At 66.6% G+C, this 15,823-nt stretch carries 12 protein-coding genes; 2 read left to right on the top strand and 10 right to left on the bottom strand.

The genetic code is table 11. The features are described 5' to 3' along the window. Nucleotides 1–14 precede the first annotated feature (14 nt). The 8 genes from G5A46_RS17885 to G5A46_RS17850 all read right to left on the bottom strand — a co-directional run bounded on the left by G5A46_RS17885 (nt 15) and on the right by G5A46_RS17850 (nt 11,607). Entirely contained in the window at nt 15–1,625 is a 1,611-nt protein-coding gene (locus G5A46_RS17885) for an ABC transporter substrate-binding protein (protein WP_204318800.1), read from the bottom strand. A gap of 56 nt (nt 1,626–1,681) precedes the next feature. Then, complete coding sequence (locus G5A46_RS17880; RefSeq protein ID WP_163851814.1) at nt 1,682–3,256, bottom strand: hydantoinase B/oxoprolinase family protein; 1,575 nt, start codon at nt 3,254–3,256, stop codon at nt 1,682–1,684. An 11-nt stretch (nt 3,257–3,267) separates the two neighbouring features. After that, complete coding sequence (locus tag G5A46_RS17875; protein ID WP_163851813.1) at nt 3,268–5,292, bottom strand: hydantoinase/oxoprolinase family protein; 2,025 nt, start codon at nt 5,290–5,292, stop codon at nt 3,268–3,270. A 286-nt stretch (nt 5,293–5,578) separates the two neighbouring features. Continuing rightward, nucleotides 5,579–6,355, bottom strand: a complete 777-nt coding sequence (locus G5A46_RS17870) for an IclR family transcriptional regulator (RefSeq protein WP_163851811.1) — start codon at nt 6,353–6,355, stop codon at nt 5,579–5,581. A 150-nt stretch (nt 6,356–6,505) separates the two neighbouring features. Continuing rightward, nucleotides 6,506–6,886 (bottom strand): nuclear transport factor 2 family protein, encoded by a 381-nt coding sequence (locus G5A46_RS17865; protein ID WP_163851809.1) that lies wholly within the window; start codon nt 6,884–6,886, stop codon nt 6,506–6,508. A gap of 17 nt (nt 6,887–6,903) precedes the next feature. Then, nucleotides 6,904–8,208 carry an aminotransferase class III-fold pyridoxal phosphate-dependent enzyme gene (locus G5A46_RS17860; RefSeq protein ID WP_163851807.1) on the bottom strand — a complete coding sequence of 435 codons (1,305 nt, stop codon included), beginning with the start codon at nt 8,206–8,208 and terminating at the stop codon, nt 6,904–6,906. A gap of 5 nt (nt 8,209–8,213) precedes the next feature. After that, nucleotides 8,214–10,397, bottom strand: a complete 2,184-nt coding sequence (locus G5A46_RS17855; protein ID WP_163851805.1) for a 3-hydroxyacyl-CoA dehydrogenase NAD-binding domain-containing protein — start codon at nt 10,395–10,397, stop codon at nt 8,214–8,216. A 4-nt stretch (nt 10,398–10,401) separates the two neighbouring features. Next, nucleotides 10,402–11,607: an acetyl-CoA C-acetyltransferase gene (locus G5A46_RS17850; RefSeq protein ID WP_163851954.1), complete on the bottom strand. Its 1,206-nt coding sequence runs from the start codon at nt 11,605–11,607 to the stop codon at nt 10,402–10,404. Between the two features lie 177 nt (nt 11,608–11,784). Here G5A46_RS17850 and G5A46_RS17845 point away from each other — a divergent pair, with 177 nt between their 5' ends. Continuing rightward, nucleotides 11,785–13,419, top strand: a complete 1,635-nt coding sequence (locus G5A46_RS17845) for an AMP-binding protein (protein ID WP_163851803.1) — start codon at nt 11,785–11,787, stop codon at nt 13,417–13,419. A 78-nt stretch (nt 13,420–13,497) separates the two neighbouring features. Next, nucleotides 13,498–14,136, top strand: a complete 639-nt coding sequence (locus G5A46_RS17840) for a glutathione S-transferase family protein (RefSeq protein ID WP_163851801.1) — start codon at nt 13,498–13,500, stop codon at nt 14,134–14,136. A gap of 75 nt (nt 14,137–14,211) precedes the next feature. Here the strand turns inward: G5A46_RS17840 and G5A46_RS17835 are convergent, their stop codons facing one another. After that, nucleotides 14,212–14,736, bottom strand: coding sequence for a peroxiredoxin-like family protein (locus G5A46_RS17835; RefSeq protein ID WP_163851799.1), 525 nt, complete (start codon nt 14,734–14,736; stop codon nt 14,212–14,214). Between the two features lie 259 nt (nt 14,737–14,995). Beyond that, entirely contained in the window at nt 14,996–15,793 is a 798-nt protein-coding gene (locus tag G5A46_RS17830) for an IclR family transcriptional regulator (RefSeq protein WP_163851797.1), read from the bottom strand. Nucleotides 15,794–15,823 lie beyond the last annotated feature (30 nt).

Here is a 15,823-nt window from a genome sequence, read left to right as displayed (position 1 = left end):
GGCGGCGGGGGGGATCAGGTCTTCTCAAGCAGTCGAAGTTCCAGCTGACCGTGGAACATGTATTCGTAGCCGGAGACCGCGTCGCTCAGCACCGTGTCCTGGTAGGGCGACCAGAGGGCAATCAGGGGCACGTCCTCCTTGGCCAGCTCGATCATGCGGATGACCTTGGCCTTGTAGACCTCTTCGTCGGTTTCGAAGCGGGTTTCGCTGACCAGAGTGGACATTTCCTCGTTCTGGTAATTGCCGTAGTTCCAGCGCCGGGTCGAATTGTAGAAGATGCGGAAGAAGTAGTCCGGATCCGCCAGCCATGCGCCACCGACAGCAATGTACATCGGCAGGGCGCGTTCGGTCTGAAGCTGGCCCATCTGGGCCGACGGCACCTTCTCGATCTTGACCGTGATGCCGATCTTGCCCAGGGCCTCCTGCATCAGGATCGCGATCGGTTCCGCCGTGGTTCCCAGGGAGCTGTCGATGGTGAATGTCGTCTCGAACCCGTCGGGCATTCCGGCCTCGGCCAGCAGCGCCTTGGCCTTCTCCAGGTCCTGGGTGTAGGGCAGGGGCTGGGGGTAGACCGGTTCTGTCGTCTCGGCGCTGCCGCCGAACAGCGGCGTGCCCCGGCTGTAGAGCACGGATTCGAACATCTCGTCATAGGGCACGGCAAAGGCGACGGCCTGGCGCACCAGCTTGTTGTCGAACGGCGCCATCTCGGAATTCAGGGCGATGGACACCATACGCGCCGGGTTGGAAATCCCCAGCACACGGGGTTTGCCGGCGTCGATCATGTCCTTGATGTCGCGGCCCGACAGCGCCCGCACCAGGTCCGCCTCGCCCTTTTCGGCCGACACCCGGCGCGAGGAGGCGACCGGCACGATCTGCGCCAGGATCCGGGCGTGGCTGGGCACCGCGCCATTCTTCCATTCCGCGAACCGGTCCAGGACGAATTGCTGATCCGCGACGTAGCGGCTGACGGTGAACGGGCCGCCGCCGGCTTCGTTCGTCTTCAGCCAGGCCTCGGCCCAGGGGTCGTCCTCGGTGGCGTGTTCCTTGGCCAGCTCCGAGTTGAAGATCGCCGGGAACAGGATGCACAGGTTCGGCAGGGTGAAACGGTCGGCCTGCGGCAGCGTGATCTGAAAGGTCATGTCATCGACGACCGCGAACTGGTCAGGGCTGGTCAGGGAGCCGGTGCCAAGCTGCGCCTTGGAGGTCGGCAGGCTGACCGCACGATCCAGCGACCACTTGGCATCATGTGCGGTGACCGGACGGCCATCGTGGAAGGTGGCCCCGTCCCGCATCTTGAAGGTGATGACGGTCCCGTCCTCGGAGACCTCGTAGCTTTCGGCGGCCTGGCCGACGATATTGGAATAGTCATAGATATGGGCGTCGTCCTCGCCCTCCACCGGCTTGGTGCCAAAGGTCACCAGGCGGTCATAGACATTCCAGGAGATATTGCACGACGCCGGGTTGTAGCCGGTGCCCGAAGGATCGAACGTGTTGGGGCTGTCCTCCAGCAGGATGCGGATCACGTCGCTGCGGCTTTGGGCCTGCGCGGGGGTCGCGCCCAGCCGCAGACCGACAAGCGAAACCCCGGACATTGCGGCGACATTCAGAAAGTCACGTCTTTTCATGGTTCTAGTCTACCTTTTCCTATTGGTGTCAGTTCAGACGGGCCCGGAATTTGTTGTTATGTGGACCCGTATCCGCCCCCACCGCAGGACATCACAGTCACCCGATCGTCCCTGTTGATGGTGACGTTTTGCTTGCCGGACAGCTTGGTTTGCTTGCCTTCTCGTGTTTCCAGGAGCACCTCGAAGGCGGCTCCGTCTTCGCCGCCTTCCACCCCGTAGGGAGGGACGACGGCACGTTCGAACATGGTGGTCAGCGACACGTTGTCGGCGCGCATCCGGTAGACTCGGTGCAGCCCGTCGCCGCCCACATGCGCGCCCTTGCCCCCCGATCCGTGGCGCAGGGACTGGCGTTCGACCATGATGGGGTACTCGGTCTCGATGACCTCGGCGGGGGTGCTCATCACGTTGGCCAGATGCACCCGGGTCACGGACATGCCGTCACGGTCGATCCGGGCGCCTTCACCGCCGCCATGCACCTCGTAGAAGGTCGCGTAATCGCCATCCTCGCCACGGGCGGAAAAGATCAGCAGCCCCGCTGTGGTCGGCCCGCCGGCGGACAGCCGTTCGGCCGCGACAGGCACCAGCGCCTTGAAGATCGCGTCGGCAACCCGCTGGCAGGTCTCGTGATTGCCACCGACCACCGGCACATTGCTGCGCGGATCAAGAACAGAACCCGCGCGGGTCACCACCTCAAGCGGGCGATAGCACCCGGCGGAGGGCTGGATGTCGGGACCATACAGCGCTTTCATCACATAAAAGACGCCCGCCGCGGCAATGAACGGCGTGGTGTTGAGCGGCCCGGCGACGGCATCGTCCGTGCCGGTGAAATCGAAACTGGCGGTTTCTCCGCTGATCGTGACCTTGACCCGAATGGCCACCGGCGCGCCGCCATGGCCGTCGTCATCCAGATGGTCCGTCCCCTCGTAGATGCCGTCGGGGATCGCAGCGATGGCGTCCTGCATCTGCCGCTCCGCCCGGTCGTGGATCGCCTTGAACGCGGATTGAAGGAAGCGGCGCCCGTATTGCACCCTCAACTCCTCCAGCCGGCGACCGGCGATCGTGGTGGCAGAGATCTGGGCCAGGATATCGCCGCGCCGTTCCGCGGGACCGCGCACATTGGCCAGGATCAGGCCCATCTTCTCCTCGTCGATCCGGTCCCCGCTGACCAGGCGTACGGGGGGGATGCGCAGCCCCTCCTGCCAGCAATCGAAAGCGGCGGCGTAATAGCTGCCGGGCATGGCGCCGCCCACATCCGCCCAATGGGCCAAGCTGATGGAAAAGGCATAAAGCGCATCGCCGTCGAAGATCGGGCGGATCAGCTTGACATCCGGCAGGTGGTTGCCGCCCACGTCCGGCAGGTTCAAGATCCAGACATCGCCGGGCCGCAGCACATCGCGGCCCACCGCTTTCAGGAACTCACGCACGGTAAAGCTGAGCACCCCCAGATGCACGGGCACGTCACGGCCCTGCGCCACCAGGTATCCTTCCGCATCGGTCAGGGCGGAGGAATGGTCGCCCGCCTCGCGCAGGAGCGGCGACCGCGCGGCACGCATGACGACGCTCGACATTTCCTCCGCAACGGCGGTCAGCGCGTTGCGGATCACTTCGAGAGAGACAGGGTCGAGTTGCACGGCGGTGTCCTTCATTGGTCCAGTTCAACCCCGATGTGGAGATTGCCCGCAGGATCGCGGCGGATCGTATCGCGGGGCGGGACGACCACGGTGGACCAGCTGTCCTCCACGATCAGCGGGCCGGTCAGCACCTCCCCCACCACCAGCGCGGCGCGGTCGTAGACCGGGGTCGGCACGTTTTCCGCAGCCTCGAATGTCACGTCGCGCCAGCCCACGGGATCAGGCGTCGCGGTCCCGCCGGGCAGGTCGGTCGCGTTCAGCTCCCGCTCCGGGCCGGAAACCTCGGTGCGCACGGTCATCAATTCCCAGGTTTCGCCTGTCGCGTAGCCGTAGATCGCCCGATGCGCCGCGTCGAATTGCGCACCCAGCTTCTCGGGATCATCGAACGCGGGGTCGTGGATCGGAGTCTCGTAGCTTTGCCCGGAATAGCGGATGCCGGCGGTATGGCTGATGCGCAGCGTGGCGGCATCGTGCCCGGCCTGGGTCAGCGCCCGCGACAGGGCAGTCACCTCTTCCGACAGCAGCGCGTCCAGCCGGTCATGATCCCAGGTGCGCGACTTCATGTTCACCGTGAATTGCCGCGCGTAACTCATTGCCGCATCGACACATCCCAGGGCCGAAAAGCCAGAGGAGAACATCGGGATGACTATATCCCCGATGCCGCAGATCCGGGCGACCTCTACGGCGTGCATGGGTCCGGCACCGCCGAAGGCAACAAGGGTGAAGTTGCGGATGTCCAGCCCCCGCTCCACCGTGGCGCGGCGCAGGGCGCGGGCCATTGTGGCATGGACCACGCGGGTGATTCCGAGGGCCGCCTGGCGGACGCCGAACCCCATGTCGTTGGCCAGCACGCCGATCGCTGCCTCTGCCAGCTGCGGCTGCAATGGCACGGACCCGCCCAGCGTGCGCGTCGGGTTCAGGTAGCCAAGCGCGATATCGGCGTCGGAGACGGTGGGCAATGTGCCGCCCTTGCCATAGCAGGCCGGCCCAGGTGTGGCCCCGGCACTGCGCGGCCCGACCTCCAACGCGCCGGAGACGAGTTGCGCGATGGACCCGCCGCCCGCGCCGATGGAATCCACGGCGACCATGGGCAGGCGAATGCGCTGCCCGCCAAGTTCGCGATTGGCCGCAATCTCGGCCCGGCCGTTGACGATCAGGCAGACGTCGGTGGTGGTGCCGCCCATGTCGAAGGTCAGGGCGTTGTCGATGCCCAGCCCGCGCGCCAGTTCGGTGGTGGCCAGCGCCCCGGCGGCGGGGCCGGACATGGCCAGCATCAGCGGGCGTTCCGCGATCAGATCGGGCGTCGCCATCCCCGAGGCGGAATGCATCAGGTGCACCAGGCTGTCGGCGGCGCGGGTCTCGTCGATGCGGTTCAGATGAGCGCGGATCTTGCCCATCATCATGGCGTTCAGGACAGTTGTGCTCATCCGTTCGAATTCGCGGATCTCCGGCGAAATCTCGTGGCTGAGCGAGACATTGGCGAAATGCTCCGACAGTTTTTCACCCAGCTGAATTTCATGCACCGGGTTCTGGAACGCGTGCAGCAGGCAGACCGCAACGGTGTCGACGCCGGTGGCCTTGATCCGCGTGATGACGTCGTCGATCTCGGCGTCGGTCAGCCCTGTCATGACGCTGCCATCGGCGCGCAGGCGTTCGGCGACTTCGAACCGCAGATCGGCGGGCACCAGCGGCGCGACCTTGGGGGGCAGATCCAGGCGATACAGCACCCGGCGGGAGGTTCGCCCGATCTCGATGGAATCGGCAAAACCCGCTGTGGCGATCAGGGCGCAGGGGCGAAAGTTGTGTTCCACGATATCGTTGGTCACGATCGTGGTACCGTGCACGATCTCGCCGACCTGGGACCAGTCCAGATCGACGGCGGCGATCGCCTCGACGATGGCGCGCACCGGTTCCGCCGGTTTGCTGGGCACCTTGGCCGACCGCCGGTTCGTCCCGTCGGGGGACACCGCGATCACGTCGGTGAAGGTGCCCCCGATATCAATTCCTAGACGCCAATCCGACACGGTGATCCTCATTTTCGTTATTCGAAACTTTATCTTGTTTATTCGAAAAACGACGCTGAGGGCGCGCTGTCAACTGTTCCCTCTGAAAAGCCCCGGCAATCGCCCTGAAATCCGCTCTGCGCTGCTGGATTGCGCAAGTTTTCATCATGTCAGGTGAGTTGACGGGCCGGATTTTCCGGTAATCGGAAGTCAGGCGCGGCCATGGCCTTGACGGTCCAGCACAGTTTACAGGCGATTCTCATGGAAAAAGTGGGCGGCAACCCCTGCGCGCCCAGTCCAAGTTTTCCGAATTCCGAGATTACTCCGGACTACGGAAGCTACCCAGCGACAACGACAGGCGTTGCGCGGCGTTCAGAAGCTGCGTCTCGACCGTCCCGCGTTCGATGGCGGAAAACCGATCCGCCAGACCAAAGACCGCCAGCGCATAGGTCAGCCCGGTGCGCTGATCCTCAACCGCGGCGGCGTAGGACAGGATGCCGGGATCGAATTCGTTGTTGCAAATCGCGATCTGGCGGTCGCGGGTCTGGCGGATCTCCGCGCGGATCTCGGCCTCTGCCACCTTGGTATTCGGAGTGAAGGCCTTGCGCGGTTGCCTCAGATAGCTGTCCACGAAGCTGTCGGAGCTGAGCGCGAGCAGAATTTTCCCCGAGGCCGCGGCATATAGCGGCATGCCGCGCCCCGGCTGCACGAAGGATTGGCCGAAGGCCGTGGGGGTGCAGGTCGACATCACCTCGACATTGCGATCCCCGAGCCGGGCGAGGAACGAGGTCTCTCCGAAGCGGTCCGCCAGATCCTTGAGCACCGGCGCGGCGGAATGGGTGATATCGGCGCCATTGGTCATCTGGCTGGCCATGACCCACATCCGTTCGCCCAGCACAAAGGCCTTGGTGTTCAGCTTGCGCACGGCACCGACGTTGATCAGCGTGTTCAGATGCCGGTGCACCGTGGCGACGACCAGGTCGGTGGATGCCGCGATTTCAGACAAAGTCAGACCGTCGGGATGGGAGGACAGCTTTTCCAGAATCCGAAAGGCCCGGCCCACGGGTGTGTCGTCAATCTGGGTGGTGTCGCGCATTGCCTATCCGTCCTCCACGGTATCCCTGCGGTACGCGGCGCAGTTTCAGATTGAAATTCAAGGTAAACGCCCGCCGCAGCGACCCGGTCAGCTAGGTGGTCGGGCCGCTGCCTGTCAACAGGGAATTCCGAAATTCGGAAAAACGGCAAATCAGGACAGCACGTGCCAGGCCTTGACCACGATCCACCAGCGCCCGTCTTCCTTCAGAAACGTCAGCTCGTTCACGAAATGGCTGGGCGCATAGATATCCTTGACCCGAGCATGGGCGGTGGTCGGGCTTGCGACGCTCAGGCTGACGATCTCGTCCTGCCGGACATCGTTGCGCGAGGCGCCCGACGGACGGCCCGCCACACGCGCCATGTAGGGGTCATGGTCAAAGGCCGTGATCTTGCCGTCGATCACCGCGAACAGGCGGCACTGAGGGTGGAACACCTGCCGGATACGGGGGATGTCACCGGCGTAGATGGCGTCGAAATACTCCTGGATCAGCGCTTTCAGTTGCGCTTCGTCGTTGCGGGTCTGGTCGGTCATGTGTCTGGTCCTTTGGCTTAGCGCGCGGCGCGTTCAAGAGCGTCGTCAGCCACGCACAAGGCGTGGTCGAGGACTTGCAACAGGTGATCGAGTTCGCTGTCGGAGATGATCAGCGGCGGCGCAAGAAACAGGGAGGTCTCCTCCCCGCTCGTTCCAAGGGACACGTCCTGCGCCATCGCGGCGGCCACCACTTTCGAGGCGACGGGCGTCTCGCGGGTGGCGGCGGTCCAGCCCATCCAGTGCGGGCCATGGAATTCGATCGTCCAATGCAGACCCCGGCCATCCACGCGGGACACGCTGGGGTGCCGTTGCGCCATCGCGACAAGGCGTTCCGCGATCCGGGGTTCCAACGCGGCGACACGGTCCAGCAGCGCATCGCGCCGCAGCACGCCGAGATAGGTCGAGACTCCCGCCATCGCGACGGGGTGGCCCCGAAAAGTGGAATAATTCTGCCAGGCGGCATCGTCCAGCTGATCGGTCAGATCCCTGGACAGGATGATCGCGCCGATCGGCGCCGCCCCTCCGGCAAGCGCCTTGCCCATGGTCACGATATCCGGCCGCGAGTTTCCCCCCTGGAAGGCGAACCAGCGGCCGGAACGGCCAGCGCCGGTCACCACCTCGTCCGCAATCCAAAGGGCGCCGGCCTTGCGCGCAGCGGCGGCGGCCTGATCCTGGTAGGTGGCGTCGTGGTAGATGCCGCCCTGAGTATAGTCGAGGATCAGGGAAGCACTGTCGGACAGGACTGCGGTCATGTCCGCCTCGGACATCGGGGCGTGCTGCACCACCCGCTCTCCGTACAGCGACCCCGCCGGGCCGGAGATGGTGCGCACCTCGCAATTGGGGGCCGCCGGGCTGATCGTGCCGTCCCCGCGCGACAAGCCGCCGTGCCATTGCGGCTGGGTCGTGACCTCCCGCGACAGGCCGGTCAAGCCGTGGTAGGCGCGTTCGCGGGTCCCGATGGCCGACCGTCCGGTGACGGCCTGAGAGAACGACAGCGCCAGGTCGTTGATCTCTGACCCGGACAGGCCGAACCGGACGCCCCCGACCCACTCCTGTTCCCCGTCAAAGGCCAGGTTGATCAGGTCTTCGGCGGCCTTGCTGCGGCCTTCCCAGGCCCAGCCCTCGGAAATGGCGGGGTATTCCGCCGCCTTTCGGATCGTCTCGACCATGTCGGGATGGCGGTGCCCAAGCGCCCCGGCGGAATTGGACCCGTCCAGCACCTTGCGCCCGTCGGACAGCGTGAACCAGCAGCCTTCGGCACCGACGACAAAGACCGGGGCCGCGTCATTGGTGGTGAGACTGGTATTGAGGAGTCGTGTCATGGCGGTCATCCCTGTGTCATGGCGGGTTCAGTATCAAAGGTCTCGGCCCGGTCGAGCAGGGCCGCCAGCGCATCGGTATTTGTGAAGGGCAGGGCAAACCGCGCTCCGTGCCGGTCGGCCAGCGCCCGGCTGCGCGCCAGGAAGGGGGCGGCGCCCTCCTCGGCGATCAGGCGCAGCGGGCCACCGGTCCACGCGGGGAAGCCGATGGCCCGGATCGCCCCGGCGTTCACCTCTGCCGACGAGCGGATCACCCCCGCCGCCAGGCAGCGCAGCACATCGCAGCATTGCGCCGTCAGGTAACGTTCGGCGATCTCCTCCGGGGCCGGCGTCGGCCGCAGCCGGCGGGAGGCCAGATCCGCCAGGCCGGGCCAGGGGAACTTCCCCGTGGGGGTGTAGTCATAGAATCCCGCTCCGGCGCGGCGGCCTTCGCGGCCGTGATCCAGGGCCAGGGTGCGGATGATTGCTTCGCCGGGGTGGTTTTCGGGGGCGTGACCGCTGGCAATCGCGGCCTCGGCGGCATGGTCGATCACCTTCAGCGACAGCGTCAGCGCCGTGTCATCGATCAGGGAGAGCGGACCGGCAGGATATCCCGCCTGCAAGGCCGCATTCTCGATCAACGCGGCGGGCACGCCCTCGCCCACCAGGGCGGCGGCCTCGTAGATGAACTTCTGGAACACGCGGCTGGCAAAGAACCCGTGACTGTCGGCCACGGTGATCGGCTGCTTGCGCAGGGAGCGGCTGTAATCATGGGCCAGCGCCAGCATCGCGTCGCCGGTCCGGGCGCCGACGACGATTTCCACCAGATGCATCCGGTCCACCGGAGAGAAGAAGTGCAGGCCCAGGAAGGCCTCCGGCCGGGCCAGCGCCTGGGCGATCCCGGTGATCGACAGGGCAGAGGTGTTGGAAGCCAGGCGGCCTTCCGGGGGCAACAGCGTCTCCATCTCGCGCAGGACGCGCTGTTTCAGGCCGATATCCTCGGTCACCGCTTCGATCATCAGGTCGCAACCGGCCAGATGCGCGGTGCCGACCCCCGGCGTCACCCGGGCCAGCAGGGCAGCACCTTCGGCCGCCGTCATCTGGCTGCGTCGCAGGGCGCGGTCCACGTCAGCACGAACCTGTGCCATGCCGCGATCGGCGGCCTCCCGGGTTACGTCGGCCAGCGCCACAGGGTAGCCGGCGCGCGCATTGGCAAAGGCGATGCCGGCCCCCATCAGCCCTGCGCCCAGGATGCCGACACGGGTCGGCAACACCTGCGCCGGCACCCCCTGCGGACGGGAGGGCGCGCGTTTGAGCACCGATTTGTCCTTGATCTCCAGACCGATACAGGCGCGCGCCTCGGCGCTGGTGGCCTGGCGGGCAAAGGCGCGGCTTTCGATCAGCGCGCCGTCAGCGAAGCCACAGGCCGCCACGTCGCAAATCGCAGACAGCGCCGTGATCCGGGCCATCTGGCGCCCGTGCCCCCGCTTGACCAGACCCGAGACATGGCCCTGCCGGGCAAGATAGCGCCCGCGCCGATCATAGGGGCCGCCACCCGGCACCTTGTGGCGCTTGCGATCCCATGGCCTGGCCGGAGTCGCGTTCTCGGCGATCCAGGCGCGGGCGGCGGCCATCAACGCGTCGCGGTTTTCGGCCAGCCCGGTCACCAACCCCAGTTCCAAGGCGCGGTCGGGGGCGATCAGCGTGGCATCGACAATCAGAGACCGCGCGGCGTCCTCGCCCAGCAGATGCACGCAGCGCAGCAGCCCGCCCGCGCCGGGCACCAGCCCTATGGAACATTCGGGAAAACCCAGGCGGATACGCGCGTCGGCCCGCGCAAAGACCGCGTGGCAGGCCAGCGCCAGCTCGAAACTGCCGCCGACGGCCATGCCCTCGATCAGGCAGACCACCGGCAGGGGCAGGGACTCGATCCGACGGAACAACGCCTTGATCCGCTGGCTGTCGGCAAAGCTCTCGCCGACCCCGGCAGCGGCCAGCGCGGCGATCTGGTCGACATCGCCGCCCACGCCGAAGGCGTCGCGATCCGTGCGCAAGATCACCCCCTTGGGCGGCGCGGCTTCCAGCCGGTCCAGCAGCGCCGCCAGCTCTGCCTTGAACTGGTCCGTGGTACGGTTCAGCGGGCCGGAAGGATCGGCCAGGGTGACGATCAGCAGGCCGTCGGGGTCCAGGTCTTCGGTCAGGTAACTGTTCATCTCGTCACACCCTTTCGATCACGGTGGCCGAGGCCATGCCCGCCCCGATGCACATGGTGACCAGACCACGACGGCCCCCCGTACGCTCCAGCGCGTCCAGCAGCGTACCGGTCAGCATGGCACCGGTGGCGCCCAGGGGATGGCCCATGGCGATGGCGCCACCGTCGATGTTCACACGCTCCAGCGGCACGCCGGTCTCGGTCATGAAATGCAGCGGCACGGCGGCGAAGGCTTCGTTGACCTCGAACAGGTCGATATCGTTGAACGTCAGCCCGGCCACCACCAGCGCCCGGCGCGCCGCCTCCGCCGGGCCGGTCAGCATCTCCACCGGCGCGGAGGCGCACAGCCCGGTGCCCAGAATTCGCGCCCGGGGGGTCAGCCCCGTGGCCGCCGCCTGCCGGTCGGAGGCAACCAGCACCAGCGCCGCACCATCGACGATGGCCGAGGAATTGCCGGCGGTATGGTCATGCCGGATCGCCATCAGATCCGGGTAGCGGGTCAGGGCGATCTGGTCATAGCCGCCGCGCCCGATGCCATCGAAGACACAGGGCAGCGTGGCCAGCGTCTCCACCGTGGAGCCGCCGCGTATGGCCTCGTCCCGCGTCAGCAGGGGCTGGCCCAGATCATCGCGCACCGGCACCACCGAACGGTCGAACGCCCCTTCGGCCCAGGCCCGCGCCGCATTCTGGTGGGAGCGGGCAGAGAAGGCGTCCAGCGCCGTGCGGGACAGCCCGCCCAGCGTGGCGATCAGGTCGGCGCTGATGCCCTGCGGCACGTAGTCGGTCGCGGTGGAGATTTCGGGGTCGAATTGCCAGGCGCCCCCGTCCGAGAACATCGGCACACGCGACATGGATTCGATTCCTCCTGCGATCACCATGTTTTCCCAGCCGGACCGGATCTTCTGCGCGGCCAGATTGATCGCCTCCAGCCCGGAGGCGCAGAACCGGTTCACCTGCATCCCCGGCGCGTCCATGTCCCAGCCGTTCATCAGCGCGGCGGTCCGGCCCATCGGCCCGCCCTGTTCGCCAACGGGCGAAACACAGCCCAGCACGATATCGTCGATGTCGCGCGGCGCGAACCCGGTGCGGCGCTGCAACTCCGATAGCAGGTCCGCCACGATCTGAACGGGCTTGACAGAGGCCAGGCCCCCACCGGCCCGCCCCTTGCCGCGCGGGGTGCGCAAAGCCTCGCATATATATGCGTCTGGGATTGTCGTCACGCTGGAGCCTCCGCTGGGATTTTGAGCAGAGCATGAGCAGACATTTCGAATATTCGCAATCTTTTTCCAGTTTCTGCTATTTCTGTTTTTGCGATGTGCTAGCAAATAGGCAAATGAGGCCGGCCCTCAGCCGGATTTGCCGCCTCTCGCACCATTGAAAGGAGCGCCATGCCTAGTTCGCCTGATACGCCCACTGGCCCCGATGGCAGCCTGCTGCTGAACCTCGCACGACAGGCGGCAGCTCGCCCCGAGGGCCGGGCGACAGGGTATTACGGCGCCGATCTCAGCTACGGGGCGATGTTCGACATGGTCGGACACATGGCTGCCGCGCTGCACGGGCTGGCGGTTCAGCCGGGCGACCGGGTGGCGATCCAGATGCAGAACAGCCCGCAGTATATCGTGGCCTATTACGCGGTGCTGGCGGTGCGGGGCGTGGTCGTGCCGTTGAATCCGATGTACCGCGCGGACGAAGTCGCCACGATCCTGGGCGATGCCGGCGCGCGGGTGGCGCTGGTGGCCGAGGACATGCTGGACCGCTACAGCGGTTGGCCGGGTGCCGCTGGGCTGCGGCTGATCGTGGCGCGCTATGCCGACATGCTACCCGACGCGCCGGTGGCCGCGCTGCCCGAGGTGCTGACCCGGCCGGCGGTGGATCTGTCCGGCGATCCGCGTCTTCTGCCCTGGGAGGCGGCGCTACGCACACCTGCCGCGCGACCGCTGATCGGGCTGTCGGCTCCGGCCAGCGACCCGGCGGTGATGCCTTATACCTCGGGCTCCACCGGGGTGCCCAAGGGCTGCCTGCACAGCCATGCCAGCGTTCAGCACACCGCCGTGTTGCAGGCACGATGGTACGGGATGACCCCCGCCAGCGTCGTCACCGCCGTGCAGCCGCTGTTTCACGTCGCGGGCATGCAGGGGTCGATGAACGCGGGGATTCACGCGGGGGCGACGCTGGTCATCCTGTCCCGGTGGGATGCGGCGGCGGCTGTCGCGTTGTTCGCCCATTACGGCGTTACCTTCTGGAACGCACCGCCGACGATGGTCGTCGACATGCTGTCGCAGGGGGAACAGGTCGCGCCCGCGCTGGCCCGGATCACCTGCATCACCGGCGGCGGCGCGGCGATGCCGGCGCCCGTCTCCGCCCGGTTGAAGGACCAATACAATCTCGACTACGTGGAGGCCTACGGCCTGTCGGAGACGATGTCGCCCACGCATCTCAACCCTGTGGCGGCAGTTCAGGCCGGCACCATCGGCCTGCCGGCCCCCCGGACGCGCGCCATGATCATCGACCCTGACAGCCTGTCCGCGCTGCCCGACGGCACGGTCGGGGAAATCGCCGTATCCGGCCCGCAGGTGATGCTGGGGTATTGGAACCGGCCGGACGCGGATGCCCTGGCCTTCTTTGACCGGGAAGGCCACAGATACCTGCGCACCGGCGATCTGGGCCTGCGCCAGCCGGACGGCTATTTCAGGATCGTCGACCGGCTGAAGCGGATGATCAACGCCTCCGGTTTCAAGGTCTGGCCGACAGAGGTGGAACACCTGATCCACGGTCACGACGCGGTGGAAACCTGCTGCGTGATCGCCGCCCCAGACAGCTATCGGGGAGAGACGGTCAAGGCGCTGGTCCAGCTGCGCCCCGGCGCCAGCTTGCAGGCGGCGGAGCTGATCGCCTGGTTGCGTCCGCGGCTTGCCGCGTTCAAACTGCCGCGGCAGGTCGCCTTCGTGGACAGCCTGCCGCTGACCGCGTCCCACAAGGTGGATTGGCGCCGCTTGCAGGAGCAGGAGGCCACCGGCGCCTGACCCATCGGCCCGCGCCGACCCGCCCCCCCTTTGCCCGGCCACCGCAATCACCGCGCTGGCAAACCCAACGGAGGACACATGATCGATCTGTACAGCTGGACCACACCCAATGGGCGCAAGGTCTCCATCCTGCTTGAAGAGTTGGGCGTGCCCTATACGATCAAGCCTGTCGACATCTCGAAAGGAGAGCAATTCGCCCCCGAATTCCTGGCCATTGCGCCGAACAACCGGATTCCGGCGATCGTCGACCATGAAACCGATATCCAGCTGATGGAGACCGGGGCGATCATGCTCTATCTCGCGCAGAAACATGACCGCTTCCTGGCTCGGGGCGATGAATACTGGCGCATGGTGGAATGGTTGATGTGGCAGATGGGCGGTCTTGGGCCCATGCTGGGCCAGGTCCACCATTTCGTGAAATACAACAAGGGCACCTCGCCCTACAGCGAGGACCGCTATTCCACCGAGGCGAAACGGCTTTACCGAGTGCTCGATACCCGGCTGGCGGGGCGCGACTACGTGGCCGGTGCGGGACGGGGGGAATACACCATCGCCGACATGTCGATCTGGCCGTGGATCTCCCGCCATGACTGGCAGGGCATCGACCTTGGCGATTTCCCCAACCTCCGCAGCTGGTACCGGCGCCTGCGCGCGCGTCCGGCGGTTCAGTCCGGCTACCACCTGCCGCACAAGGTCAACGAGATCCCCGAAGGCTGACAGGACCGGGACAGGAGCAGGGGCAGGGGCAGGGGCCCCTGGCACCGCAGAGGGCACAGGAGCCGCCCGGCTGGATCAGCCTTCGTAGGTGCCTCGGGCGGGGTAGCCGTTTTCCAGGGCAAAAGGAGCCTTTGACAGCAGGAACTCCAGATCCGGCCGGGGCCAGGGCATGTTGGCGATATCCACCAGGTACAGCCGTCCGTCGGGGCGGACCCAGAACATCCCCGGTTCGGCAAAGATATCCTGCTCTGTTTCCTTGAACGCCTCGGAGATCCACAGCCCCCAATCCTTCGCCATCTCGATGGTCAGGCCATAGGCGATCCGCAGTCGGCCCAGATCCCATTCCTGTTGCGCGCGGGCGGCCAGCGTCTCGTCATTCATCGACACCGCCACGACGGAGAACCCGGCTTCCTCGAACTGGTCAAGCATGTTGGCCAGCTGCGACAGGTACTTGTGGCAGACCGGACAGTGATGCCCCCGGTAAACCACGATCATGGTGAAGGCGCGCGGGGATTCCTCGGCCAGGTCGAACCGGCCGCCGCCGACAAGCGGCAGCGACAAGGGCGGGGTCTGGTGATCGGGTCTGAGTTTGCTGGACATGGCATCTCTCCTGTTTCTGGTGATGAACCCAGTGTATCATGGCCCGATATCAGGAGGCAGAGGCCGCGACGCCCGCCGCCAGAGACGGCGCACGTCCGCGCAGAACATGCGCGGCATGTCGCCCTGATCGGCACCGCGCCGCTGGACCATGCCCCCCGGCGCCAGCGCCGGACGCTGCGGCCCTGCGGCTCACGCATTCGCGAGGCAGACGGCCTCTCCCGTCACGGCAGAGCGCGTGATCGCCGCCCCCGGAGGAACGTCACCCCTCCGCCGGACGGGCACCGCCGGACAGCGCGGCGGTCAGGTCCAGGGCGGTCCGCCGCACCCGGTCGGCGATGGCGCCGATGCGGTCCACCGTGACCCGCCCCGCCACCCCGGACACCGAGACCGCCGCCACCGGATCCCCACCCGAGGACCACACAACAGCGGCGACGCAGCGCATGCCGCTGATGTATTCCTCGTTGTCGATGGCATAGCCCCGGTCGCGGGTGGCCCGGATCTCGACCATCACGTCCTCCATGCAGCGCAGGCTGGTCGGTGTCATCGGGCGCAGGCTTTGGCGCCTGACCAGGGTTTCGATGGCGTCGTCGGGCCAGGTGGCGATGATCGCCTTGCCCATGCCCGAGTTGAAGATCGGCACCCGCCCGCCCGGCGGCGCGATGGCACGGTTGATCTCGCGGCTTTCGGCCTGGGCGATGGTGACGGTGTCCTCCGCCTCCACCACGCCCAGATTCGCGGTTTCGCGGGTGTCGTCGCGCAGCGCGCGCAGGAAGGGCCGGGCGAGGGCGACGATATTGGCGTAGTGGGAGAAGCTCTCGCCCACCGAAAACGCCCGGTGCCCGATGACCCAGCGACGGGACAGCGGCTCATGCGCGACGAAGCCGCGCAATTGCAGGGTTGTCAGCAACCGGTGCGCCGTGGACGTGGGCAGGCCGATCGCGCGGGACAGATCGGACAGCCCGGCACCGCCGGAATGCTCCGCCAGCGCCTCCAGCAGGGCAAGCGCGCGATCAACCGATTGAACGATCCCGGCGTCACCGGTCTGGGATATCCGCATCCCGGCCTCCTCTGGCTTCCCGTATCGTGG

It is taken from the genome of Pseudooceanicola aestuarii (assembly GCF_010614805.1).
Lineage (GTDB): Bacteria > Pseudomonadota > Alphaproteobacteria > Rhodobacterales > Rhodobacteraceae > Pseudooceanicola > Pseudooceanicola aestuarii.
This window is presented reverse-complemented; position numbering and strand designations above follow the sequence as displayed.

Coding starts and splice junctions, on each gene's coding strand:
- G5A46_RS17885 (WP_204318800.1), bottom strand. CDS start 1,625: ATGAAAAGACGTGACTTTCTGAATGTCGCCGCAATGTCCGGGGTTTCG.
- G5A46_RS17875 (WP_163851813.1), bottom strand. CDS start 5,292: ATGAGGATCACCGTGTCGGATTGGCGTCTAGGAATTGATATCGGGGGC.
- G5A46_RS17870 (WP_163851811.1), bottom strand. CDS start 6,355: ATGCGCGACACCACCCAGATTGACGACACACCCGTGGGCCGGGCCTTT.
- G5A46_RS17865 (WP_163851809.1), bottom strand. CDS start 6,886: ATGACCGACCAGACCCGCAACGACGAAGCGCAACTGAAAGCGCTGATC.
- G5A46_RS17860 (WP_163851807.1), bottom strand. CDS start 8,208: ATGACACGACTCCTCAATACCAGTCTCACCACCAATGACGCGGCCCCG.
- G5A46_RS17855 (WP_163851805.1), bottom strand. CDS start 10,397: ATGAACAGTTACCTGACCGAAGACCTGGACCCCGACGGCCTGCTGATC.
- G5A46_RS17845 (WP_163851803.1), top strand. CDS start 11,785: ATGCCTAGTTCGCCTGATACGCCCACTGGCCCCGATGGCAGCCTGCTG.
- G5A46_RS17840 (WP_163851801.1), top strand. CDS start 13,498: ATGATCGATCTGTACAGCTGGACCACACCCAATGGGCGCAAGGTCTCC.
- G5A46_RS17835 (WP_163851799.1), bottom strand. CDS start 14,736: ATGTCCAGCAAACTCAGACCCGATCACCAGACCCCGCCCTTGTCGCTG.
- G5A46_RS17830 (WP_163851797.1), bottom strand. CDS start 15,793: ATGCGGATATCCCAGACCGGTGACGCCGGGATCGTTCAATCGGTTGAT.